This is a genomic window from Enteroscipio rubneri, from assembly GCF_963929405.1.
GTDB classification, from domain to species: domain Bacteria; phylum Actinomycetota; class Coriobacteriia; order Coriobacteriales; family Eggerthellaceae; genus Enteroscipio; species Enteroscipio rubneri.
Genome location: NZ_CAWVIN010000003.1, coordinates 61,935 through 87,566, shown reverse-complemented (window position 1 = coordinate 87,566; position 25,632 = coordinate 61,935). Strand labels below are relative to the sequence as shown.

The 25,632-nt window shown below is 64.5% G+C and carries 16 protein-coding genes; 13 read left to right on the top strand and 3 right to left on the bottom strand.

Translation table 11 applies throughout. From position 1 onward, the window contains the following. The first annotated feature begins 8 nt into the window (after window positions 1-8). From ABGT83_RS07640 to ABGT83_RS07625, 4 genes are all read left to right on the top strand, one after another. Window positions 9-1,847 carry a Tat pathway signal sequence gene (locus tag ABGT83_RS07640; protein WP_346688027.1) on the top strand — a complete coding sequence of 613 codons (1,839 nt, stop codon included), beginning with the start codon at window positions 9-11 and terminating at the stop codon, window positions 1,845-1,847. A gap of 376 nt (window positions 1,848-2,223) precedes the next feature. Continuing rightward, entirely contained in the window at window positions 2,224-2,745 is a 522-nt protein-coding gene (gene rplJ / locus ABGT83_RS07635; protein WP_103265922.1) for a 50S ribosomal protein L10, read from the top strand. Between the two features lie 87 nt (window positions 2,746-2,832). After that, window positions 2,833-3,210, top strand: coding sequence for a 50S ribosomal protein L7/L12 (rplL, locus tag ABGT83_RS07630; RefSeq protein ID WP_103265921.1), 378 nt, complete (start codon window positions 2,833-2,835; stop codon window positions 3,208-3,210). 321 nt (window positions 3,211-3,531) lie between these two features. After that, entirely contained in the window at window positions 3,532-4,437 is a 906-nt protein-coding gene (locus tag ABGT83_RS07625) for a DUF4013 domain-containing protein (protein ID WP_346686811.1), read from the top strand. Between the two features lie 156 nt (window positions 4,438-4,593). On the opposite strand, the gene ABGT83_RS07620 is transcribed toward ABGT83_RS07625, so the two are convergent. From ABGT83_RS07620 to ABGT83_RS07610, 3 genes are all read right to left on the bottom strand, one after another. After that, window positions 4,594-5,532 (bottom strand): DUF1848 domain-containing protein, encoded by a 939-nt coding sequence (locus tag ABGT83_RS07620; protein ID WP_103265919.1) that lies wholly within the window; start codon window positions 5,530-5,532, stop codon window positions 4,594-4,596. A gap of 357 nt (window positions 5,533-5,889) precedes the next feature. Beyond that, on the bottom strand, window positions 5,890-7,590 hold the full coding sequence (locus ABGT83_RS07615; protein WP_239926666.1) for an FAD-dependent oxidoreductase: 1,701 nt from the start codon (window positions 7,588-7,590) through the stop codon (window positions 5,890-5,892). A gap of 132 nt (window positions 7,591-7,722) precedes the next feature. Then, a complete protein-coding gene (locus ABGT83_RS07610; protein WP_346686808.1) occupies window positions 7,723-9,225 on the bottom strand; it encodes a helix-turn-helix domain-containing protein in 1,503 nt (500 codons plus the stop codon). 241 nt (window positions 9,226-9,466) lie between these two features. On the opposite strand from ABGT83_RS07610, the gene ABGT83_RS07605 reads away from it, so the two are divergent. The 9 genes from ABGT83_RS07605 to ABGT83_RS07565 all read left to right on the top strand — a co-directional run bounded on the left by ABGT83_RS07605 (window position 9,467) and on the right by ABGT83_RS07565 (window position 25,623). Then, window positions 9,467-11,089: a phytoene desaturase family protein gene (locus tag ABGT83_RS07605; RefSeq protein ID WP_346686806.1), complete on the top strand. Its 1,623-nt coding sequence runs from the start codon at window positions 9,467-9,469 to the stop codon at window positions 11,087-11,089. Beyond that, window positions 11,086-12,042 carry a phytoene/squalene synthase family protein gene (locus ABGT83_RS07600; protein WP_103265916.1) on the top strand — a complete coding sequence of 319 codons (957 nt, stop codon included), beginning with the start codon at window positions 11,086-11,088 and terminating at the stop codon, window positions 12,040-12,042. Before ABGT83_RS07605 ends, ABGT83_RS07600 begins: the two co-directional genes overlap by 4 nt. Beyond that, window positions 12,039-13,757, top strand: coding sequence for a DUF92 domain-containing protein (locus ABGT83_RS07595; RefSeq protein ID WP_346686804.1), 1,719 nt, complete (start codon window positions 12,039-12,041; stop codon window positions 13,755-13,757). Before ABGT83_RS07600 ends, ABGT83_RS07595 begins: the two co-directional genes overlap by 4 nt. 141 nt (window positions 13,758-13,898) lie before the next feature. Beyond that, complete coding sequence (locus ABGT83_RS07590) at window positions 13,899-19,208, top strand: DEAD/DEAH box helicase (RefSeq protein ID WP_346686802.1); 5,310 nt, start codon at window positions 13,899-13,901, stop codon at window positions 19,206-19,208. A gap of 345 nt (window positions 19,209-19,553) precedes the next feature. After that, window positions 19,554-20,582: a hypothetical protein gene (locus ABGT83_RS07585; protein ID WP_346686800.1), complete on the top strand. Its 1,029-nt coding sequence runs from the start codon at window positions 19,554-19,556 to the stop codon at window positions 20,580-20,582. A 181-nt stretch (window positions 20,583-20,763) separates the two neighbouring features. Continuing rightward, window positions 20,764-21,696, top strand: coding sequence for an AEC family transporter (locus ABGT83_RS07580; RefSeq protein ID WP_346686799.1), 933 nt, complete (start codon window positions 20,764-20,766; stop codon window positions 21,694-21,696). A 187-nt stretch (window positions 21,697-21,883) separates the two neighbouring features. Further along, the gene (locus ABGT83_RS07575) at window positions 21,884-22,579 is read left to right on the top strand and encodes a tRNA threonylcarbamoyladenosine dehydratase (RefSeq protein ID WP_418763001.1); all 696 of its coding nucleotides are present in this window, start codon (window positions 21,884-21,886) and stop codon (window positions 22,577-22,579) included. 68 nt (window positions 22,580-22,647) lie between these two features. Continuing rightward, window positions 22,648-23,379, top strand: coding sequence for a TatD family hydrolase (locus ABGT83_RS07570; protein ID WP_346686797.1), 732 nt, complete (start codon window positions 22,648-22,650; stop codon window positions 23,377-23,379). A 165-nt stretch (window positions 23,380-23,544) separates the two neighbouring features. Beyond that, a complete protein-coding gene (locus tag ABGT83_RS07565; RefSeq protein ID WP_346686795.1) occupies window positions 23,545-25,623 on the top strand; it encodes a Na+/H+ antiporter in 2,079 nt (692 codons plus the stop codon). Window positions 25,624-25,632 lie beyond the last annotated feature (9 nt).

Genomic DNA, 25,632 nt, shown 5'->3' with positions numbered 1-25,632 from the left:
GTGTGAACATGGACGGTCGGTTTGATGCCGACCCGGGGGCTTCCGCCGGGGGATCGGCGAGTGGTGGTGGGGCGCAGCCGCCTCATGTGGATGTGCAGATGGAATTCGGCGATCGTTTGGCGGCATGGGGCAAGAAGGCGCTCATTATCTTGGCCATCGTCATCGTTCTCGTCGGTTTGGCGGCCTATTGGTGGTTTCATCCGCCGATCAACATTCACAGCACGGATACGTGGATGTTCGTCGGGATATTCATCCTGCTGCCGGCTTTCCTCGTTTTTGCGTCGAAATCCCGTGCGTACAAAACGGGCACGGATAAAGTCGAGCCGAACGCGGGCAAAGCGAAGGCGTTCAAGTGGGCTTCGTTCGTGCCGGTGGTTGTCGTGGCGTTTGTGCTGTTGGGCGCTGTCGCGTCGCTGTCGCTTTTTCCCGGCAATGCCGAGAAGTATGCGAGCATGCTGAAGACTACCGAGGACAACTTCGCGCAGGACATCAAAGAGGTCAACTACTCGGAGATCCCCGTTATCGACCGCGACTCGGCCGTGCTGCTGGGCAACCGCGAGATGGGCTCCATCCCCGAGTACGTGAGTCAGTTCGAGATTTCGCCGCTGTACAGCCAGATCAACTACCAGAGTTCCCCCGTGCGCGTGAGCCCGCTGGGGTATGCTGATCTGTTCAAGTGGTTCACGAACCGCGAGGCCGGCATCCCCGCCTACGCGCTCGTGAACATGACGACGCAGGATGCGGAGATCGTTCGGTTGGACGACAATCCCATCCACTACTCCGAGTCCGAGCCGCTTGTGCGCAACATCGACCGCCACGTGCAGCTGAGCTACCCGTTCTATATGTTCGACCAGAAGTCGTTCGAGATCGACGACGAGGGCCATCCGTGGTGGATCTGCCCGGTGCAGTCGCGCACTATCGGCCTGTTTGGCGGCACGACCATCGAGCGTGTGGTCATGGTGGATGCCACGACAGGCGAGACGCAGGACCTGGCCATCGGCGACGTGCCGCAGTGGGTCGACCATGCCTATCCTACCGAGCTGCTGCTTGAGCAGTACAACTGGTCAGGTAAGTACAAGGATGGCTGGCTGAACTCGTGGCTCGGACAGGCTGGCGTGGTGCAGACCACGCCGGGCACCGATGGCAACCTGGGCTACAACTACATTGCCAAGGACGACGACGTATGGGTGTACACGGGCGTGACATCTGCTACGGCGGACAACTCCATCGTGGGCTTCGTGTTGGTGAACCAGCGTACGGCCGAGTCGCATTTCTATCCGGTGGCGGGAGCAACGGAAGAGTCGGCCATGCAATCGGCCGAGGGCCAGGTACAGAACCTGCGATATCAGGCCACGTTCCCGCTGCTTATCAACGTAGCAGGGCAGCCGACGTACTTCATGGCTCTGAAGGATGATGCCGGCCTTGTGAAGCAGTTTGCGATGCTCGACATCCAGCGGTATCAGAACGTAGCGGTGGGCAACACTGTGGAGGAAACCCAGAAGTCCTACCTGGCGCTGCTTGCGACGAATGGCGTGGTGTCGGAGGATGCAGAGGCGCTCGATTCGCGCGATGCCAGCGGTGCGATCAGCCACATTGCAACGGCCGTTATCGAGGGCAACACTCACTTCTACGTGCAGTTGGAAGGCAATGACGCTGTGTACGATTTTGCTCTACCGGGTCTTCTTGAGATCGTAGGCTACCGGGAGGGCGACCCGATTGCGTTCAGCTATATAGAAGGCGATCCGGTCAACACAGTCGACGTTATCAAGTCGTCGGATGCCGAAAGCGGCGACAAGGTCGCCGATGAAGCCGATGCAACAGCGGATTCGCAGGGCAACGCCGCCTAGCCTGTTTTAGGCAGGGACGCAGGAACGAGGGGCCTCGCTTCGGCGAGGCCCCTCGCAGTCTGCGCATGATCCCGAAGGATTCTCGGTGTGCTTCCGGGTTTTATCGGCAAAACGGTTGACATGATTCGATACCGTGGCAAAATAGAGAAGCTGCTATGACAAGCGGCATGCACATACCGATTGTTCCGCTGCCCAAGACAGCTGGCACCGAAAGGTTTAATCGCACGCAGTGCGGCCCGCCGAGGTGGTCATGAGAAGCATATGCGCTTTGACGACCCCCGCTGTCTTCAGACGGCAGGGGTCGTTTCCTGTTCTCAAGGTGGCGATTCCACCCGCCGGGGCGGAACACGAGCTTGAGAAGAAGGAGGTGTACAATATGCCCAATGTGAAGAACCAAGAGACCCTGGTCAAGATCAAGGAGGATCTGAACGGCGCTTCCGCTGTTTGGGTCGTGGATTACTGCGGTCTGAGCGTGAAGGATATTCAGGCGCTGCGCAGGGAGATTCGCGAGGCTGGCGCCAGCATGAAGGTGTACAAGAACTCGCTCGTGCACATCGCCCTTGCCGAGTCCGAACTGCCTACGCTGGACGACATGCTGGCAGGTCCGAGCGCGTTCGTGTTTGCAGGCGAGGACGTGGCTGCGGCTGCAAAGGCCGTCAAGAATTTTGCAAAGACCAATCAGAATTTGGAGATCAAAGGCGGTTTGATGGAAGGCGCGGCTGTAACGGCCGCCGAGGTGGAAGCTATCGCTTCGCTTCCTTCCCGCGAGGAGCTCATCGCTCAGATTGCCGGCGCCATCTCCGGTGTTGCCCGCGGCCTGGCCGTGTCGATCAACGGCGTGCCGAGCGGCTTGGCCCAGGTTGCGAAGGCTGTGGCCAACCAGAAAGAAGCTGCATAGCCGCAGCGATGGTGGCGTGAAAAACGTCGCCTAACGATACAAGATACGAGGCCGGATGCGATTCGGCCCATGCGAAAGGAAACGAACATGGCTGTTACTCGTGAAGAGATCATCGAGGCCCTGAAGGAAATGTCTCTGCTTGAGGCTTCTGAGCTGGTCAAGGACATCGAGGAGACCTTCGGCGTCTCCGCTGCCGCCCCCGTGGCCGTGGCCGCCGCCGCTCCTGCCGAGGGTGGCGCCGCCGCCGAGGAGAAGACCGACTTCGATGTCGTGCTCGAGGGCTTTGGCGACAACAAGATCGCCGTCATCAAGGTTGTTCGTGAGATCACGGGCCTGGGCCTGAAGGAGGCCAAGGAGGCTGTCGAGGGTGCGCCGAAGGCTATCCAGGAGGGCGTTGCCAAGGACAAGGCCGAGGAGATCAAGGCCAAGCTCGAAGAAGCAGGCGCTGCCGTCACCTTGAAGTAGCTCAGGTTTGACGGCCTGACGGCCGTAGAACCTGTCGAGGTTGGAGGGGTCTCGAGGCGCCCGATCTCGTTCCGGTCATGCTCGCCCTTATGGGCGCTGCATGGCAGGACGATTTCGGGAATCTCGAGACCCCTCGCTTTTTTCTTGCATTGCTTCGGGGGATTCTTTGGATGCGCATACGGTTTCGTGCGCGCGGCACGACGAACGGATCGCTGACGGAATGGCAACGGTTTATGCGCGGTGAGCGATGTGTACGTATAGTTGAACGCGCGAACAGAAGGGCTGCGCGCTGACGCGGCCGAATGGGATTGGAGAGCCGCCATGCAGAGAGGGTATTTCAATGCCGCTTGGCATGATATCAAGAGTTCACCTGGTTGGCTTGGCAAGCTGGTCCTGTTGTCGCTTGTGGGCTTGATCCCCGTCTTTGGATGGATCGTAGTATACGGGTATGTATACGGCTGGGCGCGCGATATCGCCTGGGGCGTGCGCGCACCGCTTCCCGCTCGCATCTTCGGCAACGAGGACGGCAAGCTGTATAGCCGCGGGTTCTTCGCGCTCGTGATCGCGTTCGTTTGCGCGCTCGTGCCGGGCGTTGTGAGCGCGATCGGCGGCATTGTGACCGGTGCGGGGCTGTTCGGATTCGGTTGGACGCTTCACGAGGGCTCTGTCTGGCTTCCGTTCGGGCTAGCATCAGGACTTATCGGCTTGCTGCTCTCGGTAGTCTCAGTTGCATTGACCGTGCTGGTCACGATCTTCCAATGGGTTGGCACGATGCGCATGAGCGTGTACGGTCGGCTTTCCGCAGGGTTCCAGATCGGACGGCTATGGGCGATGATTCGCCATGATTTCGGGGGATTGATCCGCATTTTGGGCATGGCGATCGTGCTGTTTCTTGCAACGGGGGCGGTTGTCGGCCTGCTCTCTCTTGTGTTCATGCTCATCGTCTTTTTCACGGCTGCGCTTGCTGCGGTCGGTTTTCTTGCGTCTCCGTTCGAGGCCGCCGCTCTGAGCGCGACGGCGGGGACCGCGGTTGTGGTCGTAGGGTTAGCGCTCGTGGGCGTCGTGTCGCTCGCTCTGTCCGTCTTCATCAGCATGATGGTAGCCCGTGCGATGGGCTACTGGATGCGCCAGTTCGACGTCCCCGCTTGGCGCGGGCAGGATGATCCGATGCCGTTCGAGCTGGCGGGCGGAGCGTATACGACGGGTCCTCGCACGCCGTTCCGCTGATCTGGCTAGCCAGTTCGCTGGTGTCGAGCGGATACTCGTTTGGCAAGAAACCTTGCGCGTCATTGAGCGGATACCGCTTGCCAGCACGTGGAGCCGAAATTCGTCGGCTTAGATGCGGCAAGACGGATCGGACTCGCACGCTCCAGTCTTGACGTTTTAGATGAACAGCGCATCCTGCTTGCTGTGGAGCAAGAGGGAACGTTGGGGTCCGTCGGTAATCACGTCATCCGGTCCGATTGTGCTGTCAAGCAGGGGCGAATACGGATCATGTTGGCGGTAGTTTTCGAGCGATTTCGTTGCGCTTGTGTTCGCGTAACAGTAGAGACAGCTGCTTGGGCAGGTGTCGTACGCGCCGATATCGCGGCTTTCAAAGCAACGGCAGCCGGGTTTCAAACCCTTGTGTTTGAGTGTTCTGAATTGACAGTTATTAGCGCGTCCAAGGGTGGCGAGGGTCGCGCATCCTTTGCGTTCGATACCGAATGCTCGATAGTCGCCCGTTTCGCAGCACGCTTGGAGGGCGAGCCCATGCGACGCCGCGATCGATCCGAGGCTTTGCGCGAGTGCGGTCTTGCCGTTGCGGTCGAGTGGGACGAAGCCCGGCAAAGATTTTTTCAACCGTTCGTACTGTTCGACAAATCCGAAAATACAGCGATCGACATGTCCGGCCACTTGGGCGGCTATACGATCGAAGGTCTCTGCATGCACCTCGGCAGTGTAGGCGTCGGTGAGCAGTACGGGCTCGTAGCGCCATACAACACGCTCGGAGCCGACGATGCGAGAGAGTTCGAGAAGGGTTTGAATGCTGGTGTCGATGTCGGGTATATTCGGCTCGATGTCGGTTCCATATGCGGTAATTGAGTAGAAGCAGTACACGCCATACCGCTCGACAATGTCATGCATGTGAGGCAGGATAGGTCGGTAATCCTTCGAGCAGAAGACGATGCAGTCCACGACGGACGGATCGAGCTGGCAACGGGACACTTTGTGCGGGAACAGCGGATTGCGCACATAGGCTGATCCTTCTTCGAGCCTGTTTAAAAACCATTCTGTGTAGTGGTTGACAATATCGGTCCTTCCCCCCACGTTGACGATCATGGGGCACCTCCCCTTCGGATCATGCCGCCTATCGAGTAAACCCCTCCGAATGCAGCCAGATTTGCCGTCGATGCGTGACCAATAAACTTATAAAAAGAAACACCTGTTCGAAATGTCAAGTATAGTGGACAGACACCGGTGGCGTAAAGCATGAGTTGAAGACGCCGATTTTGCTTATGGCTTGGATCGCGAGGACGCCGGCATATGCGGGGAAGCAGCCCGGCGTCCTCGGCCGCGAAGAGGGATGGGTCCGGGGCGAATGCGGCCCGAAACGCGACGAGGGCCGCCGAAGGCGGCCCTCGAAGGGGAGGGGTCCGGCAGGATCAGGAGAACGTTCCGGCCGGGCAGTCGGTGCGCTTAGGCGAAATCAAGTTCGCCGATAGTCGTTCCCTTGGCGCAAGCTTCTCCAACGAGCTGGCCGAACGTCACGCAGCGTCCGTGGCTGACACCGGGGCAATGCACGGGGTAGTCCTTGCCGAAGAAGTCGCCCTGCACGTTGCCGATGGCGAACAAGCCGGCAATGGGCTCGTCCTCGGCGGTGAGAACCTGGGAATCGGCGTTCACGTGGAGGCCGAACGGGATGGTCAGCGTAGAGCACACGTTCTTCGTCGCGTAGAATGGCGCGGTCTTCACGGGCGCGAGCCACTGTGCGGGCACGTCGAAGTCGATATCCTCGCCTGCGTCGGCCATGCTGTTGTAGCGCTCGACGGTGGCTTTGAACGTGTCGGCCGGGATGTCGAGCTGCTTGGCCAGGTCCTCAAGCGTATCGGCCTTGATCAGCTTGCCGTTGCCTAGCCACTTCTCCATGACGGCATCGAGGCCGTCGGTGAAGCGGTCGAAGCGCTCGGGTTGCTGCTGCATGATGTACTTCTCATAATCCGAGTCGAAGATGGACCACGCGACGTTGCCCGGTGTGTTCATACGGGCGTTCGTCAGCATGGGCTCGAACGGCATCTCGGCACCGTAGCGCTCGCCGTTGGCGTTCACGGCCAGCCAGCTCATGATGAACGAAGTCAGGTTGCACTCGAGCGTATCGAGCGTGAACTGGTGGATCATCGGGGCTGCTTCGCTCTTGGACATGGCGGCGCCGGCCCACATGCCCATGGTTAGGCCGTCGCCGTTATTGAAACCGGCAGGTGCGTAGCAGTTTGAATCAGAACGATTCGAGATGGGGCAGAACGCATCCACCATCTCCTGGTTGCCTCCGATGTCGCCCGTGGCCAGGATGACGCCCTTCGCGGCGTTGTACTGCACGTGCTTGCCGTCCTTCGTGGTTGCGATCACGCCGGTGATGCCGCTGGCTGCATCACCCACGAGTTGTTCGGCGCGTGCCTCGAACACGAATTCGGCACCGTTGTCGACGGCGGAGTTGTACACGAGCTCGCCCAGCGTCACGTTGACTGGCTGGCCGTCGTCGCGGGAGTCGTACTTCTCGCCGCCGCGCACGAACGAAACGGCGTCGGGATAGACGCGCCACTGGTTGGACAGGGTCGACCAGTTGCCGTACTTCGCCGTGCCCGACAGCGCGGGCACCATACTGACGCCGTTCTTAGAGCCCAGCTCCTCGATGTAGTCGAATACTTCGCCGGAGCGGGACGCCCACACGTAGATGAGGTCGTAGTTCGTGGTCTGGTGCGACGCCTGGTGCAAGAAACGAGCGGCAACGCGCGGATCGAGGTCGAAGCCGTTCTGCTTGTGGAAGTTGCTGCCAATATGGCCCACGTCGACGCCGCGCACGGAGAACGAGGTATTACGCTCGATGACCACCGTCTTGGCGCCATTGCGGGCGGCTGCCTCGGCGGCGTTGATGCCCGCAAGGCCCGCGCCTACGATGACGATGTCGTAGTCCTGCGTTTCGGCGATATCGGAGATAGGCTCCGGCGCGACTTCCCACGTATGCTTCGAAGATGCTTCGCCCGACGCCGCACTCGACGAGGACGCCGACGAATCGGACGACTCCGCAGGGCTGCACGCCGGCAGCGCGACGGCTGCAGCCGCAGCTGCGCCCGTGGCGAGCGCGCCCTTCAAAAAGCTTCTGCGATTGATATCCATAGCCATAGGATATCCCCTTCCCGTATGCTTCCTTCCGCGCCCTGGGGCGCGGCTGCGCAGATTCCCCTCTGTGCATGTCGGTCATGGTGAAGGAGCGTCGACACGAGCGCAACGCGTGAAAGACCGTATATCCGAATATCAGCCGACTTCAGTGAGGCTGTCTTCGGGGTCACGCGTTTCGGGTGATATGTTGGAAGAGAGAGGAAACGCCAGGTCGATGAACTCCTGACGACCATGGACCCCGGCTTTTTGGTAGATATGGCGCACGTGCGTTCCCACGGTGTTCTCGGATATGCTCAGCCGCTCCGCTATCCAAGGCTGCGTGCGCCCGTTCGCCAAAAGCGCACCGATCTCCCGTTCGCGCGCGGTGAGGCCGATCTCGTCGAACCAGCCTCCCAGCCGCTCGTCTTGTCCAAAGGAGTCCTCGGCCGACGCCTCTGGAAATGCTGCAGGCCTTCCCGACAGTGCCCACATATCCTCGCTGCCCAGCGTAAGCACAGTCGCAATGACGACAAGGTATCCCACCACGGTCGTTTCCGCAGAGACGAATTCGCTCATCGGCTCCTCGTTGCCCACAAGCGCGATGCCGATGGCAAATCCAAGCACTGTGCACAGTACCGAGAGCATCCGCATCACGGCAATGGTTTTAAGAGGATCGCGTGATTGCGTATGCGCAATCTGCGAGAATGCCACCCAAACAAGGAGGTCGAATGCCGTATAACCGCCGATAATGACGGCTCCCGATACCCAGAACAGATTCGTGCCGAACAAAAACGGCATCATCATGAAACCTGCGATCATGGCCAGAAGGCCGACGCGGTAGACCGTGCTCACGCGTTGGGAAGAGCCGACCACGATGGCGAACATGAGCAGCGCAACCACGCCCCGTGCCACCTGGATGATAATGCCGTATCCAGAACCGCCTCCGACGATCGAGAACGAGACGAGGTGCTGCAGATACCCGAATCCCACCATCACGAGCATGACCGCACACAACAGCGTCATTGACATTCCCAGATGCGATTTCAAATGCGCGCGTACGCCGCGCTGCACAAACGCCGGGCTTTCCAGCCCTTGTCGGTAGACACGCTGATTGGGAGCAACGGAGACGTAGAGCAAACCCGTTGCGAGCGGCAGCAACGCAAAAAACACGGCTGCGGCCTCCGGTATCATGAATAGCAGTGGTGTGTCGATGACGACGGCGCAGGCGAAGCCTCCGGCTACGTAAGGGGCGGCGCTTCGCGCTCCGTCACGGCAGTATGCGCCGCCCCAGGCCAGCTCGAACACGGCCATAAACACGCCGCCGCACGCGCCTCCGACAAGCAGGCTGGGCCAACTCAGATTTACGCTTGCGAGCAGGAACAGCAGCGATCCCATTGTACCCAAGCACGCAGCTGACAGGGGAAACCGTCGTTCGCCGAGCAGCTTGTTGAACGGCGCAGCAGCGCGCAGAGCGAACGAGAACCCAATCGCGCTCACCGCGAAGACGGCCACAACGGCCGCTTCGGCCATGAGCCCGCGTGATCCGGGGCGAACGAAGAACATGCTCATGAACATCGCGTCGAGCCAGGCCCAGAAGAACGCCGATCCGACAATGATCTTGATGCCATCGGTGCCGCGCATTCGCTCCAGCAGCTTCATCGCGCCCCTTCCCCTTCGAAGAGATGATTATATCAGTAAATCGTTAAGCATTAGAACGCGGGATGCGGTTCCATGCCCCAGCCCGGCAGTCACCGCGTTTGCCGAGCGCGTTGCGACGTGCGGCAACGGACGTGTGACGGGGATGCTACGGCTCATCGCTAGTTGGGCTGCGCGCTGCGAACGTCTGGCGAGTGAATCATACACTGACCAGATAGCATATCGGTCAGTGTAAAGGAGTCGCATGGAACGGGTAATCGTGGTGGGCGCCGGAGTGGGCGGCCTGGCATCGGCCATACGTCTGCAGAACGACGGATACGACGTGACGCTGTTCGAGAAGGAGCCCCGAGCTGGCGGCAAGATGAACCGCATCGTCGAAGATGGGTTTACCTTCGATGTGGGCCCGACCATCGTGATGATGCCCGAATTGTACCGCGAGGTGTTCGAGCTTGCCGGTAGGGATCCGGACGACTATATACCCATGGTGGCCGTTGAGCCGCTCATGGACATCAGCTTTTCAGCAGACGAGCGAGTGCGGTTATCGAACAACCTTGCCGACATCACCGCGACTCTCGAGTCGGTGAGCGAACGGGATACTGAAGGCTACCTGCGCTATCTGGGAGTGCTGTACAAGCGCTTCCTCATTGCAAAGAACAACTTTCTGCAGCGCTCGTTTCGCGGCCCCCTCGACTTCTACAACCCAAAGAGCCTCGTAGCGGGTTTGCGCTTGCACACGCTCGGCGACGCCTACTCCTCGGTTTCGCGCTATGTGGCCGACGAGCGGCTACGAAAATCGCTGGCGTTCCAAACTCTCTACATCGGCATTTCGCCCTATGAAGGGCCGTCTCTGTACATGATCATCCCGATGATCGAGCTTCTGTACGGCGTATGGTACATGCCTGGAGGCATGTACACTATGGCGGAGGGCATGGCGCGCCTTTTTCAAGAGCTAGGGGGCGATCTGCGCACCTCGTCTCCGGTGGAGGAGATCGTCGTACGCAGAGGGCGGGCGAAGGGCGTGATCGTGGACGGAGCGTTTTACCCCGCTGACGCCGTGGTGTGCGCAGCCGATTTCCCCTACGCCATGAAGCACTTGGTGAAGGATGAGCGGGCGCGCGGCTCTTACACCGACGAGAAGATAGACTCCATGGACTACTCCTGTTCGTGTTTCATCCTGTACCTCGGACTCGACAAACAGTATCCCGCGGAATCGTTGCATGCCATACGGTTTGCCTCAGATTTCAAGAAAAACGTAACGGACATCTTCGACGAGGGGCGCTTCCCCGACGATCCGTCCTTCTACCTGTACGCGCCCTCTGTCATAGATCCGGCTCTCGCTCCTGAAGGCATGCAGGGTCTCTATGTGCTCGTACCGGTGGCTTGCCTGCCGGAAGAGGGGGCGGACTGGTCTGAGGAGGCAGTGGCGTCTTTTCGGGAGCGGGTGCTCGATCTCGTCGAGCAGGAAACGGCCTACGATGACGTTCGGGATCACATCGTGTACGAGAAGCTCTATACCCCCGCTGATTTCGCCGAACGGTTCAATGCGTACCGTGGAGCCACGTTCGGGTTACGCCCAACGCTGCTGCAGAGCAATTACTGGCGCCCGCACAACAAGGCCGAGCATTGCAAGGGCTTGTACTTCTGCGGCAGCAGCACGCATCCTGGCGCGGGCGTTCCCATCGTGCTTCTGAGCGCGCGGCTGGCCGCGGAGGAGCTGCGGCGCGACGACCGGTCGCGGCGCAAGCGGGCAGGCGCAGCGCGCAGGGCAGCCAAGGCATCGGAGGGCTGCATGTCCGGACGGAACAGCTCCGCCGCAGAGGGGCGCGCGTCCGAGGCGGCAGCTCTTGGCAAGGAGGGGTCGCGATGACGATGCTGCGCGATCGGTTCGAGGAGCGTGCCGAGGATTTCGCCTGGTGCGAGCGCGTCATCAAGCGCGGCTCCAACAGCTTTTACCGGGCATTCTCTCAGATGCCAGATAAGAAGCGGCAGAGCGTGTTCGCGATCTACGCCTTTTGCCGCTTCGCTGATGACTGCGTCGACCGTGAGGCAAGTCGGGCGCTTCTGGATGATCTGGCGGTCGAATTCGAACGGTTCTGTGCGGGCGACGCGCCCGATAAGCCGTTATGGCGGGCGCTCGAGGTCGTGTTCGAGACCTTCGACATGGACGAGCGGCCCTTCTTCGACATGCTGGAGGGCCAGAGACGCGATCTCGACTTTCGACAGCCGCAAACGATGGAGGAACTGGAGGACTACGCCTACTACGTGGCGGGTTCGGTTGGTCTCATGCTGCTGCCTTTGCTGCGTGCGGAATCGGCCTCGGATGCATCGCTGCGGGCGAGCGCGGTCGCGCTGGGCGTGGGCATGCAGCTGACGAACATCCTTCGCGATGTGGGAGAGGATTGGGACGCCGGGCGCGTGTATCTGCCCGTATCGGTGCTTGAGCAAGCGGCGTGTCCGCTTGAGCGGCTTGCCGAGCGCCGCCCGGACGCGACGTTCGTCAGGGCATGGGAGCTTGTGGCGCGCCGCTCGGAGGAACTCTACCTGCCCATGCAGGACGACGTGCTTCGGCTCGACGACGACAGCCGGCTGCCCACGCTCTCATCGCTGTTTCTGTACCGCGGGATCCTCGGCCGGGTTCGATCGGAGGGCTATTCCTGTCTTGAGCGTAGAGCAACCGTATCCAAGGAACAGGCTGCGCGCCTGATGCAGGAGGCTTCTGCGCTGCTCGCTGTGAAAAGCGCGGCCGCCTCTTGTGGTGTATCGAAGAGCGCTTTCGAGCGGGAAGAGTGTCCACGCGCTCTGGCGCAGGAAGGCAGATGATCGCCGTGGACAATGCCGTCGGCCTGGGCGTATCACTGTTGTACGTGCTCGGAGTGCTGGGCGCTTCGGCCCTGATCGCACGGCTGGGAGCGCCGGCCGAGGCCTCGCGCAAACTCGTGCACATCGCTCTCGGCGGTTGGTGGGTCGTGGCGTGGCTGTGGTTCGCGTCGCCGTGGTGGGCCGCCGCGCTCCCTGCTGTATTCATCGTTGTGAACGCATGGGCTTTTCGAACAGGGGCGCTGTCGTTCATGGCGCGCGACGAGGATGGGGCCACGCCGGGCACGGTGTATTACGCCGTTTCGCTTGCCGTGCTCGCCCTGTTTTCGTTCGGCATCGGCGCTCCGTATGTGGGCGCGCTCGGCGTGTTCTGCATGGCGTTCGGCGACGGTTTCGCGGCCGTGCTGGGCAAGCGCATCGGGCGGCAAGAACTGCCCATGACAGGCGGAAAGACGGTTGCGGGCAGCGTTGTCATGCTCGTTGCGAGCTTCGCTTCGTGCGCGGTTGTGCTGCTGGTTGCAGGCGCGACGGGCTGGGAGGGGCAGGTTCCGGCGTTTATGGCGAATGTGTCGTCCGCCGGGGAAAGGGGCCTTGTAACGATGGGCGGGGTGGGTTTGATCCTGCTCGCAGCGCTCGGACTGGCCGTTGCGGCTACGGTGCTGGAGGCTGTGTCGCCTGCGGGGCTCGATAACCTGAGCGTGCCGTTGGGCGTGACGGGGCTGTACGCAGTCCTGTTCCTACCGACGACGGGTTTCACACCGGCGATCGCGGGCATGCTGTTCTCGGGCGCGGTGGCGCTGTTCGCGCTGCGCGCGCAATTGCTCACCGTACCGGGCGCGCTCGGAGCCGTTGCGGTGGGCGCGCTTGCCTTCGCTTTCGGCGGTTGGCCGCTGTGGCTTTTGCTCATGTGGTTCTTCGGCAGCTCGAATGCGGCGTCGAAGCTCATGCGGTACTGGCGCGGCGCGCGGACGGTGGAGAAGCGCGGCGGCCCGCGCAAGCTGCGGCAAGTGCTGGCGAACAGCGTGCCGTTCCTCGCGTGCGCGCTGGTCTGGGCCGCGACCGGCGAGGCATGGTTCCTCATCGTGTCGGCTGGGGCGCTGGCCGCGAGCACGGCGGACACATGGGCGTCCGAGGTCGGCACGTACAGCAGGAAGCTGCCGGTGAACATCGTGACGCGCAAGCCGATGCAGCGCGGCCTGTCGGGCGGCGTGAGCCCGCTCGGGCTGGCGGCCACCGTCGTGGGTGCGACGACCTCGGCGTTTCTGGCCATGCTGCTGTTCCACGCGTTCGGGTTCGCGGTGCCTACGGGGCCGACGGCGTTCCTGTTCATCATCGCATGCGGCATCGTGGGCTCGCTGGTGGACAGTCTTCTCGGTGTGCTGCTGCAGGCGAAGTACCGCGCGCCAAGGAGCGCAGGGTGCTCGTCTGCTGCTGATGCGGCCTGCGCGCCAGCCGATGGAGATGTCGGTGCGTGCGCACGGGCCCATGCAAATTCGGAGTCGGATTCCGGTATACCCGCCGCGCTCGGCGCCGGCGGAACGGCGATGGCCGGCGAAGCCGTGCTTGCCGACGACTGCTGGCTCGTGGAGGCTGCGCCCTCCCGCGGTGCAGCGGGGTATACGCTCGTATCCGGTTTCGCCTGGATCACGAACGACGCCGTGAACCTGCTGAGCGGCTTTGCCGTGGTGGTTCTCGGGCTGCTGGTGGCACTGCCATAAGAAGGAGCGACGGATCCTTAGCGCGAAAGGGCGCTGGGCACGGTTCCGAATATCGAGCGTTCGGACGCTCTTGGCGCAGTGCGCATGCGGTAAGATGGACGGTGTCGTACGACGACTGCCGGAGGGGGGCGACGGACAACCATGGATGCTGCGAACGACGTCGAAAGCGCCGCTGCAGCGGGTGCGGACGATGGGGCCCGCCCGTCTCCGGACGCCCTCATGCGGTTCTCCGAAGCCGTGCGCGGGTGGTTCCTCGACGCGTTTCCGGCTGGCCCCACGCCCGTGCAGGAGCAGGCTTGGGAGGCGGTGGAGGGCGGCGAGAGCGCGCTCGTCATCGCGCCCACCGGGTCGGGCAAGACGCTGGCAGCGTTCCTGTTCGCGCTCGACGCGCTCATGCGAGAGAAGGCACGCCCCGCTGCCACGAAGCCGCCGCGGGGCGTGCGCGTGCTGTACGTGTCGCCGCTCAAGGCGCTCGGGGCGGATGTGGAGCGCAACCTGCAGGCGCCGCTCGCGGGCATCGCGCGGCGGCTCGCCGACGAAGGCGCCCCCGCGCCGGCCGTGCGCACGGGCATGCGCACCGGCGACACCACGCCCGACCAGCGCCGGGCCATCCAGCGCAACCCGCCGGACATCCTCATCACCACGCCCGAGTCGCTTTACCTCATGCTCACGTCCAAGGCGCGCGAGGTGCTGCGCGGCGTGGAGACCGTCATCGTGGACGAGGTGCACGCGCTCGCCGGCAACAAGCGCGGCGCGCACCTGGCGCTTAGCTTGGAGCGGTTGGACGACCTGCTGGAACGCCCGGCGCAGCGCATCGGGCTCTCGGCCACGGTTCGCCCACGCGAGGAGGTGGCGCGCTTCCTGGGCGGACCGCACCCCGTGCGCGTGATCGCTGCCGAGGGGCGGCCCGACCTGGACGTGCGCGTGGTGGTGCCCGTGCACGACATGACGGCCATCCCGGCCTTCCCCGGCGCCGACGCTGGCGGGCTGCGCGCCGGCCGGGGCGGCGGGCCGCGCCGCGCGCCGGCCGAGGAGGCGTGGAAGTCCGACCGGGCGCTGCGCTCGCTCATGGTCGGCGACAAGCCCCGGGGAGCCACGCCCGACAGCCGTGCGGGCACGTCGTCCATCTGGCCGCTCATCGAGGCGTCCATCCTTGACGAGGTGCTGGCGCACCGCACCACCATCGTGTTCGTGAACTCGCGCGGGCTGTGCGAGAAGCTCACCGCGCGGCTGAACGAGCTGTACGCGAAGCGCGAGGGTCTCATGGCGCCCGGTGGCCAGGCGGACGGCGGGCCGTCGTCGTCGCACCTGCGCTCGGACCTGGGGTCCACGAGCGAGCTCGCGCAGGGCGCGCCCGAGATCATCGCGAAGGCCCACCACGGCTCGGTGTCGAAGGAGAAGCGCCTGCAGGTGGAGCGCGAGCTGAAGGCCGGGGAGCTGCCCTGCGTGGTGGCCACGTCCTCGCTCGAGCTGGGCATTGACATGGGGTCGATCGACCTCGTGCTGCAGGTGGCCGCCCCGCCGTCGGTGGCGAGCGGCTTGCAGCGCATCGGGCGCGCGAACCACCAGGTGGGCGGTCGGTCGACGGGCTCCATCTATCCGCGCACGCGCACGGAGGTCATCGACGCGGCCGTGGTGGCCGAGGGCATGCGCGCCGGCGCCATCGAGGCCACCGCGCTCGTGCGCAACCCGCTGGACGTGCTGGCGCAGCAGACGGTGGCCGCCGTGGCCATGGGAGGCGCCACCGCCGACGGCTGGTACGCCACGGTGCGCCGGGCGGCGCCGTTCTCTGAGCTGCCGCGCCGCGCGTTCGACGGGGTGCTGGACATGCTGTCCGGGCGCTATGCCTCGGCCGACCTGGCCGAGTTCGCGCCGCGCATCGTGTGGGACCGCGAGAGCGGGGAGCTCTCGCCGCGCCCCGCCGCCCAGCGGCTGGCCGTGACGGCGGCGGGCACGATTCCCGACCGCGGCATGTTCTCGGTGGTGCTGCCCGAGGGCGACGGCAACGAGGGCCGTCGCCGCGTGGGCGAGCTGGACGAGGAGATGGTGTACGAGTCGCGCGTGGGCGACATCATCGCGCTGGGCACCAGCTCGTGGCGCATCAGCGAGATCACGCGCGACCGCGTCATTGTGGAACCCGCGCCGGGCCGCTCTGCGCGTTTGCCGTTCTGGCACGGTGAGGGCGTGGGCCGCCCCGCCGAGACCGGGCGTGCGCGCGGGGCGTTTTTGCGCGCCGTGGCCGCCGGCGTGGACGAGGGGGCCGGGGGCGGGGAACTTGGGGACGGAGCCGCCGGCGCGGACAAGGTGCTCGCAGGGGCGGCGGGTGCGGCTGCAGCCGGCGCGGACCTGCTCGCCGATGCGGCTTCGCGCCTCGACCCCGCCCTGCGCGAGCGGCTGGCGGCTGCAGGCCTCGACGAGGACGCGCAGAACAATCTGGCCGCGCTCGTGCGCGCGCAGCGCGAGGCCACCGGCGTCGTGCCGGACGATAAGACGCTCGTGGTGGAGCGTTGCGAGGACGAGACGGGCGACTGGCGCGTCATGCTGCATTCGCCCTACGGCCGGCAGGTGCACGAGCCGTGGGCCATGGCGGTGCAGGATCGCGTGGAGCGCACGCTCGGCTTCGACCCGCAGGCCATGGCCGCCGACGACGGCATCCTGCTGCGCGTGCCCATGACCGAGACGCGCCTGCCGGGGGCGGAGCTGTTCGCGTTCGACCCCGACGAGCTCGTGCGCATCGTGCGCGACCGGGTGGACAAGACGACGCTCTTCGCCGCGCGGTTCCGCGAGTGCGCGGCGCGCGCCCTGCTCATGTCGCCCACGCAGCCGGGCAAGCGCGCCCCCTTGTGGCAGCAGCGCCTCAAGGCGGGCCAGTTGCTGGAGGCGGCACGCGGCGAGCGCGACTTCCCGGTACTGCTGGAGACGGCGCGCGAGTGCCTGCAAGACGTGTACGACCTGGATGCGCTCCATGAGCTCATGGAGGGGCTTGCGGCGGGCGCCGTGCGCATGGTGGAGGCGCAGACGAGCATCCCGTCGCCCTTCGCCGGCCCGCTCCTGTTCGGCTATGTGGGCGAGCACCTGTACCAGGGCGACCTGCCGCACGCGGAGCGCCAGGCGTCGCTGCTGTCGTTGGACCCGGCGCTCTTGGGCGAGCTCTTGGGCTCGGCCGACCTGGGCGAGCTGCTGGACCCGCAGGTGGTGGCCCAGGTAGAGGCGCAGCTGCAGCGCCTGGCGCCCGACCGGCGCGCCCGCGGCGCGGAGGGCGCGGCCGACCTGCTGCGCGTGCTGGGCCCGCTCACGGCGGAAGAGGCAGCCGCGCGGCTGGAAGCGCCGGGGGCATCGCCCGAGCCCGGGCAAGAAGACGGGTGCGATGCCGATGCTTCCGGCTGCCTCGCCGGGCGGGAGCGCCCATGGGACGCCGCGGCCGAAGGCTCAAACGCCTCGCCAGCTGAAACCTGCGAAGGCGCGGCAGCCGCTCCCACGCCTTCGCGTTCTGCCACCCCTGCCGAGGCCCGCACCCTGCTGAAGGAGCTGCGCGACGTGAAGCGCGCCTTCCCGGCCATGATCGGCGGTGTGGAGCGCTGGGCGGCTGTGGAGGATGCAGGACGCCTGCACGAGGCGCTGGGGACGGAGGTGCCCGCGTGGGTTCCCACAGCGTTCCTCGAGGTGTCGGACGCGGGCGACGGCCCGGGCCCGCTCGATAGCCTCGTCGCGCGCATCGCCCGCACGCACGGCCCCTTCGGGGAGGCGGAGGTGGCGGCACGTCTCGGCATCGGGCCTTCGGTGGCGCGCGAGAGCCTGCGACGCCTAGTCGCGGCCGGCAAGGTCGTGCAGGGCCGGTTCGGCTGCGCGGAGGAGCCGGGGCCTGCGGGTGTCGGGGCCGTGGCTGCGATCACGGGGGCCGAGCGCACGTGGGTGTCGGCGGAGGTGTTCCGCCGCCTGCGGTCGCGCTCGCTCGCGAAGGCGCGCGCCGCCGTGCGCGCGGTGCCTGCGAGCGCCTATGCGCGCTACGTGCTGGATCTGCAGGGAGTGGGCACGGGCGGGGGAACGCTCGAGGGGACGGAAGGGGTAGCCCAGGTCATCTCCCAGTTCGAGGGCGTGTTCCTGCCGGCCGCAGCCTGGGAGGGCCACGTGTTCTCCAGCCGGGTGCGCGACTACCGGCCTTCGATGCTTGACGAGCTTGTCACCGCAGGCGAGGTGGTGTGGGCGGGGGGACGCCGCGAGGACGGCGCCCCGCCGGCGGACGGCGGTCCGCGGGCGCGCAAGGCGGGGAAGGCTGCCGCGGCGCCTGCGCTCGTGGCCTTCTACCCCACGGATTCGCCGCTCGCGCCCGTGCAGGCCGATGCGGCGTTGGCCGGAGCGGAGGACGTGGAGCCGGCCGTGCGCCCGTCGGTGGAGGAGGCCGTCGTGGAGGCGCTCGCCAGCGGCTACGGGCTGTTCTTCCGCCAGATAGCCGATGCGGTGCGGCGCCGGATGGAGCCCGAGCGCGTCGACGAGGCGTCCATCGCCGCGGCGCTGCAGGAGCTGGTGTGGAGCGGACGCGCCACGAACGACACGTTCGCCCCGGTACGCGCGGCCGAGGCGGCGGCCCCGGGCGCCCGGCCGCGTCCCGCGCCGAAGCGCCGCGCGAGCAGCCGGCGCTCGCGCTACCGCGGCGCCGCGTCGGGCGGGCTGCGGGCCGAGGCCGCGGAGCGCGTCTCCGTGGTGGGTGTCGGCTCCGCAGGTGCGACGCTCTCGGGCCGTTGGTCGCTGCTCGCGCCGTCGCCGGAGAACGATACCGTGCGCGCCGTGGCGCTGGTGGAGTCGATCCTCGACCGTTACGGCGTGCTCGCGCGCGACGTGGCCCTGCTCTCCGGCGTACCCGGCGGCCTGGGCGCCCTCATGCCGGTGCTGCGGTCGATGGAGGACGCCGGCGACCTTCTGCGCGGCATGTTCGTAAAGGGCCTCGGCCCGGCGCAGTTCGCCGCCCGTGAGACGGTGGACCTGCTGCGCACCTATGCGGCCGACGGCGATGCGCGCGACGGCCGCTCTGGTGCCGAAGGATGCGTGGTGCTGGCGGCCGACGACCCTGCGTGTCTGTTCGGGGCCGGCCTGCCGTGGCCGCCTCTCTCGGGCGGCGATGCACCCTCTGCGGCGCGCCCCGCGCGCCGGCCAGGGAGCCTCGTGGCCATGCGCGCCGGCGTGCCGGTGCTGTATGCGGCGGCGGGCCTGCGCTCCGTGCTGGCCTTTACCGCAGACGGGGAGGCGCTCGACGAGGCTGCCCGCGCACTCGTCGCCCACGCGGCGCGCGAGGCGCGCCGCGGCGGGGCGGAGGGCGCCCGCAAGAAGGTCGTGGTGGAGACGTTCAACGGCCGGCCCGTGCTGGACACGCCGTTCGCCGACGTCCTCCAGCGGGCGGGCCTCGTCCGCCTGCCCGACGGCATGCGGCTCTACGTGGATCCGTTCGCACGATAGGGTGATTTCGGATCCGTGTTCGCAGGCGCTTCCTAGTCCGATCACGCGGAGAGAGACCGCCATCCGCAATCGTCGCCGTCGTGGTTGCGTTTCCCCTCATGCGCCCGCACCCTATGAAACGCTCGCGCCGGTCGTTTCCGACGGAGCTTGCCATCAGGGCAACCCCTTGGCTTTTCACGTGCGTCCAGCTTGCCCGATATGCACCGTTCGAACGCGGCGGCGGGTCGAATGCGCATTCTGTGATGTGCCGTTAACGATTGAATGGAGTACGCAGAGGCTACATCTTCGTACGGTATGTTCTGAGCGGCTACGGCTTCGGATGCGGGGCGAACAGGAGGTACCGATATGGCGCGAAACGCACGCGGCGACAAGGCTGAAAAGGCCGGCAAGGGCAAAAGCAGGCTGTTCGACGACCTGTCGATCGCACAGGTTGCCGCCGGTGCGTTGGCGGCTGTCACCTCGATGCTGCTGGCCTCTCAAATTGGTATATACGGATCCGTGATTGGCGTGGGCGTGGGCTCCGTCGTGTCGGCGGTGGCCTCGCAGTTGTACAAGAAATTCCTGCAGGCCTCGGCCGAGAAAATTCAGGAGCTGAAACCGGGCGAGACCGGTCATCTGGGAGGATCGCGTTCAGGCGGCTCCGTTACGGGCGGTACTGCAAAAAGCGCATCCGACGAAGACGGGAAGTCTGCCGCCGACAACGGCTCGACGTCTTCCGCCAAGGAAGGCACAGTCGCATCCAGCCGCTCGTCGACGCAGAGATCCGAAGCCGCTGAGCTTGGCGTCGATGCCGAGGTTCGACGCGCTCGAGCGCGGAGAGCGCATAAGAAGAAGGTCCAGCGAGGCGTTGTCATCGTGGCTATCGTATCGGCGCTTCTGGCTGTGGGAGCTTCGGCGCTCATCGTGGACTTCGCCACGACGGGCCAAGGCGTCGGCGCAAAGCCAGCGCCGCTCGTTGGCGCGCAGTCGGACGATCGGGGGTCGTCAGGGCACGAGGCTTCTCAGGACGATTCGGCCGACGCGCGGGATTCCTCCGACAGCTCCAAGCAGGACGACTCGACTTCGGGCGATGCCGGATCGGGCGACTCCTCGTCGGGCACGTCGGGCGATTCGCAAAATTCGAGCGGTTCCCAAGACCAGGGATCGAACGGAGCTGACGGAGGATCCCAAGACGGCGGATCCGGCTCGGACTCGAGCGGACAGCCGAATGGGGGCTCGTCCGGGTCGGGTACGGACTCAAAGCCGGACTCCGGTTCCGATTCCGGTTCGGGATCCGACTCCGGTTCCTCATCGGGCGGCTCGTCCGGCTCGGGCTCCAAGCAGGAATCGCAAGCGGCCGTCGGATCCGACTTCGGCGGCAGCGCAGCTTCATAATGCCGAAGGTCCTCGGGTACGATGTTGCTCGAGAATAGGTCCCTATGGGCCTTCCGGATCTTAGGTAAGCCTCCTCGCTGCATCTTGACTTCGAGTGCGGTCCATGGAGTAGACTGGCATGCATGCCGTTATCCGCATTGGGCGGGCGACGGCCGTGCATCGCTAACGCCGGGGGATTTCCATGACAGACCTGTCAACCGCCATCGAGCAGATGGTCATGCTCTTTCTTGTCGCGTGCGTCGGGTTCGGTTCGGCGAAGCTCGGCTATCTCGACAACCATACCAAGGAGCGGCTCAATAAGCTGCTGATGAACGTGACGCTTCCCTGCATGGTGATCGCCTCGGCGGAGGGCGCGGGCGCCGACGCTTCGGGCACCTTGATAGGCGGTGCTTTCATACTGGGGGCGGTGCTGTTCTTTACGCTGCTCCTTGTTGGCTTCGTCTGCAACCTCCTGTTGCGCGTCCCGCGCAAGGACCGCAGGCTGTACCTGTTTATGAGCGTCTGCTCGAACATGGGCTTCCTCGGTATTCCCGTGATCGCATCCGTATTCGGCGATGCCAGCATCATCCTGTCGAGCATCTTCGTCATGATGCAGGGCGTGTTCCTCTACAGTCTTGGCTTCATGCTGCTTTCGTCGGAGGAGGGCGGGGGAGAGAAGGTGTCCTGGTCGGCCATCATGAATCCTGCAATGGTGGCATGCATCCTCGCCATCGCGCTGTTCCTGGGCGGCGTCAAGCTGCCTTCGGTGATCCAGGGTACGTTCGATCTGGTGGGCGGCCTCACGACGCCTCTGGCTCTCATGCTCGTCGGCGTCATCATCTCCCAGGTGAACGTGAAGGCGGTGATCTCCGAATGGCGCCTCTACCTCTACACGGCCGTCAAACAGCTAATCGTCCCCGCCGGGCTGTTCTTGGCGCTCAGGCTGGTTGTCGCATCCCCGTTGCTTGTTGGGGTGTTCGTGCTCATGATGGCTACGCCGGTGGGAACGCTTGTGCCCATGTGGGCAGAGCGGTTCGGTCGCGATCCGGTGCTTGCAGCGAAGGGTACCATCATCAGCACCGCGCTTTCGTTTGCGTTCATCCCCGCGCTCATCACCTTCATGGCGACGGTTTGACGACGAAGCGCGGAAACGTCGAAATCGCCACGATATGGCATGTGCATGCTTTGCCGGATGTCCTGCAGGTATAATGGCTTCCATGAACACGCGAGATGCCATTGGATTCGACGTCGCACCCGGCTTCGGGGGTGACAACTCGGTGTCCGACGACACCGAGACCGCCCTGTCGAAACTCGAGCTTATCATGGGATGCGAAGGGCTTGCGCGTCTCGCATCGTCTACCGTGATGGTGCTTGGTTTGGGCGGCGTGGGCTCGAACTGCGTCGAGGCGCTTGCACGCGGCGGGGTGGGGCGGCTGGTTGTCGTCGACCACGACGTGGTGCAGAAAAGCAATATCAATCGCCAGGCCATTGCCTTCCAGAGCACGATCGGGCGGAAGAAGACCGACGTGGTGCGTGCAATGGTGGCTGATATCAATCCGGACGCACAGGTCGAGGCGCTCGACGCATTCGTGCTCGCGGAAGATGTCCCCGCGCTCCTGGACGCATACGACGGTCGGGCGGATTACGTGATCGATGCCATCGATACGATCTCGACGAAGCTGGCAATCGCCGAATATGCGGATCGTGCGGGTATGCGGCTCATCAGCAGTATGGGAGCGGCGAACAAATTGCTTCCCGAATGCTTGAGAATCGCCGATGTCTACGATACGGTGAATTGCCCGCTGTGCCGCATCATGCGCAAGGAAGGCCGCAAGCGCGGCATCCGGCGGTTGCGCGTGCTGTATTCCTGCGAGCAGCCTGTTCGGGTGCCCGTCCGCGAGGGCGCGACGCGCAAGGAGCGCTCAAATTTAGGTACCGCCTCATACGTGCCGCCCATTATGGGGCAGATGATAGCCGGCGCGGTTCTCCGCGAACTGGCCGGGTTGGATCAGGCGTGATGGAGGCGACGGACCGAGCGTCGGCCTTGAACGCGCGAGAGGAGCCGGCGCCTCGTGCGGTGTTCGATATGCATTGCCATCTGGATTTCGCACCCGACGTGCATGAGGCGGGCGCTGATGCGCAGGAGCAGCTGGCGGGTGCGTTTTCGGTCACCGTGTCACCTGCCGGCTACGTGCGTGCCGCGCGCGAGCTCGACAGCTTCGAGCGCGTGCGCGTAGGCCTGGGGCTGCATCCCTGGTGGATTGCGGACGGGACGTGCGAGGACGAGGTGGCCCTGTTCGAACGCCTGGCGCCCTGCGAGCGCTTCATCGGCGAGGTGGGACTCGACTTCGGACGGGAGCATGCGGCGCGCCGCGAAGCGCAGCTCGCAACGTTCGATCGGGTGGTCTCGACATGCACGGATGGAGGGAAAGTTATCTCGATCCACGCCGTGCGGGCGGTGGGTGCGACGCTCGATGTGCTCGAGCGTCGAAGTGCGCTGGCAGGGAACGTCTGCATTTTCCATCGGTTCGCGGGCACGTCCGATGAGCTTCACCGTGCCGTGAGGTTGGGTTGTCGCTTCTCGATCAATCCGAAAATGCTGGCTTCGAAACGCGGGCGCGCCTACGCGCGCTCGATTCCCGAGGATCTGCTGCTGCTTGAAACCGATGAACCATCGGGAGAGGGCGCCGCCTACGACGCGCATGCGGCCCGGCTGCGGCTCGAGAGCATGATCGACGAGCTTGCCGCACTCAGACGGGCACCGCGCTTCGAGCTGGCTGCACGCATTGCGCATAAGAGCGCCGAGCTGCTTTCGTAGGATGTTCCGCCGCAGATAGCGAGTTCGCTTCAATCGGCAGGCGATCTTGTGAGTCGCATGTGGTTTCGCCGGGCGGTCGGCCGCGCCGGTACAATACGGCGCGAAGGGTCTTGCGGTCGTGGTCAAACGGGTTGAAAGAAGCGAAGCAAACGGAAGGGGCGACGCGTGGAACTGTTCGAACTCGTGCTTCTCCTTCTCGGCGCCGTGCTGGTTTCCGCTGTTCTCGATGAGATCATACCCCGCGTCTCGCTTCCCCTTGTGCAGATAGCCATCGGCGCGGCCGTCGCGGTGGCGTGGGCGGAACCGCTCGATGTGCAGGTCGATCCCGAATTGTTCCTGGTGCTGTTCATCGCGCCGCTGCTATTCGACGAATCGCGCCGCGCCGACAAGCGGGCGTTGTGGGACAACAGAGGGGCCATTGTCTCGCTGGCCGTGGGCCTCGTGCTGCTCACCGTGCTCGTGGTGGGCTTCGTCCTGCACTGGATTAAGCCTTCCATTCCCCTGGCAGCGGCTTTCGCGCTGGGAGCGGCTCTCGGACCGACCGACGCTGTGGCGGTCATGTCGCTTTCGAAGGATATCCGGCTGAGCAAGCGGCAAAAGACGCTGCTGTCGGGCGAGGCGCTCATCAATGACGCTTCGGGTGTCGTTTCGTTCCAGTTTGCGATAGCCGCTGCGGCAACGGGCGCGTTCTCGCTGGTGGAAGCTAGCGCGTCGTTTGCGTTCTCGTTCTTCGGCGGTATTATTCTGGGCTTGGTCCTCGGTCTGGCCGCTGAGATCGTGCTTCGCGCCCTGCGCAGTCGCGGTCTGGAAAGCACGACACTTCACGTCGTGTTCGAGGTTTGCATGCCGTTCTTCGTGTTCTTGACCGCCGAGCATCTCGGAGTGAGTGGGATCCTTGCGGTCGTTGCGGCCGGGTTGCTCATGGCCTTCTTCCCGCGCAAGACAACCTCGGACTCTTCGCGCATCAAGATCGTCTCCTCAAGCGTGTGGGACGTGCTCGTGTTCGTCATCAATGGCGTGGTGTTCGTGCTTCTGGGCATGGAGCTGGCCCTTCTCGTCTCGCCGACCTGGGACCGCAGCGGTATGAGCCGGTCGATGCTCGTCGGATGCGTCATGCTGGTCACGCTGCTCGTGGTGGGAGTGCGGTTTCTGTGGGTGCTCGGTATGGAGGCATGGCGCGCCAGAGCCAAGAGGGAGCGCACGGGCTTCGGCCTGACGAAGGCCGCCATGAAAAGCCTGCTGGTCACGACGCTTGCGGGTCCGAAAGGCGCCGTAACCCTCTCTATTGCGTTCACGATCCCCTACTATCTTTCGACAGGCGTCGCGTTTCCTCATCGCAATGACCTTATTTTTCTGGCGTCGGGCGTGATCGTGTGCACGCTTTTGCTGGCGAACTTCGTTGTGCCCCTGCTAGCTCCGAAGGAGGATTCCGCCGAAGAGGACGATGCGGCGGATCGTGCGGCGGAAGTCGCCATACTTCGCAACGTAATAGCGGAACTGACGAGGGAGCGCGATTCGAAGTCGGATGCGGCACTGCGCGTCGTTGCGAAAGGTTACGAGGAGCGCATCGCGCGCATCGTAGAGAGCGATGTGGCGCCGGAGCGTCTTCTTCAGCTGCGCCGTGAGGTGGTCGAGCGCCAGCGGGCCTACGTGCAGCAGGCCGGCGAACGTGGAGACTTCGCCCGGGAGGCTTGCGATTGCTACAGCGAGCGCCTTGATCGTATGGCCGAGATGCTCGGAGGGCGCCGGCCAGAGCGGCATGCGCAGAAGTACCTGAAGCGACGGGCTTTTTTGCGCGTTCGCGACGCGCTGAAAGGGGCGCTAGGATCCTCGGGGGAAGCCGTTGCTGCCGAAGCTGTCGAACGGTACCGCATCGCGGTCGGCGCGGAGCGCTGCGCGGTCGAGTATCTGGCATCTCTTGGGAACCAGGCCGATGCCGACGAAGCGATGGCTGTCAGGTACCTTTTGGGCGAACATCATGCGGCGCTTCGCACGCTTGAGACGCGCGATGCCGAGGAACTGGGCACGCTGGCGGCGTCGGTCGCCGACCTTCAGAGCATGGCCGGGTTGCGGAAGCCGTCTCAGGGGCAGAGGACGCGCATCGTTGAATTGGAGGCAGAGGCGCTCAGGCTCGAGCTTGAGCAGATCCAGAGCATGAAGGAGCAGGACCGTCTCTCCCGCGACCGCGCTCGCGCGCTGCGCGAAGAGGTTTACCTGCTGCAGATGGGCCTTGGAATCGAGTAGGGAGTGTGA

Bases quoted from the DNA above. Each gene is read 5' to 3' on its own strand.
- ABGT83_RS07640 (WP_346688027.1), top strand. From the start codon at position 9: ATGGACGGTCGGTTTGATGCCGACCCGGGGGCTTCCGCCGGGGGATCG.
- rplJ (WP_103265922.1), top strand. From the start codon at position 2,224: ATGCCCAATGTGAAGAACCAAGAGACCCTGGTCAAGATCAAGGAGGAT.
- rplL (WP_103265921.1), top strand. From the start codon at position 2,833: ATGGCTGTTACTCGTGAAGAGATCATCGAGGCCCTGAAGGAAATGTCT.
- ABGT83_RS07625 (WP_346686811.1), top strand. From the start codon at position 3,532: ATGCAGAGAGGGTATTTCAATGCCGCTTGGCATGATATCAAGAGTTCA.
- ABGT83_RS07620 (WP_103265919.1), bottom strand. From the start codon at position 5,532: ATGATCGTCAACGTGGGGGGAAGGACCGATATTGTCAACCACTACACA.
- ABGT83_RS07615 (WP_239926666.1), bottom strand. From the start codon at position 7,590: ATGGCTATGGATATCAATCGCAGAAGCTTTTTGAAGGGCGCGCTCGCC.
- ABGT83_RS07610 (WP_346686808.1), bottom strand. From the start codon at position 9,225: ATGAAGCTGCTGGAGCGAATGCGCGGCACCGATGGCATCAAGATCATT.
- ABGT83_RS07605 (WP_346686806.1), top strand. From the start codon at position 9,467: ATGGAACGGGTAATCGTGGTGGGCGCCGGAGTGGGCGGCCTGGCATCG.
- ABGT83_RS07600 (WP_103265916.1), top strand. From the start codon at position 11,086: ATGACGATGCTGCGCGATCGGTTCGAGGAGCGTGCCGAGGATTTCGCC.
- ABGT83_RS07595 (WP_346686804.1), top strand. From the start codon at position 12,039: ATGATCGCCGTGGACAATGCCGTCGGCCTGGGCGTATCACTGTTGTAC.
- ABGT83_RS07590 (WP_346686802.1), top strand. From the start codon at position 13,899: ATGGATGCTGCGAACGACGTCGAAAGCGCCGCTGCAGCGGGTGCGGAC.
- ABGT83_RS07585 (WP_346686800.1), top strand. From the start codon at position 19,554: ATGGCGCGAAACGCACGCGGCGACAAGGCTGAAAAGGCCGGCAAGGGC.
- ABGT83_RS07580 (WP_346686799.1), top strand. From the start codon at position 20,764: ATGACAGACCTGTCAACCGCCATCGAGCAGATGGTCATGCTCTTTCTT.
- ABGT83_RS07575 (WP_418763001.1), top strand. From the start codon at position 21,884: ATGGGATGCGAAGGGCTTGCGCGTCTCGCATCGTCTACCGTGATGGTG.
- ABGT83_RS07570 (WP_346686797.1), top strand. From the start codon at position 22,648: ATGCATTGCCATCTGGATTTCGCACCCGACGTGCATGAGGCGGGCGCT.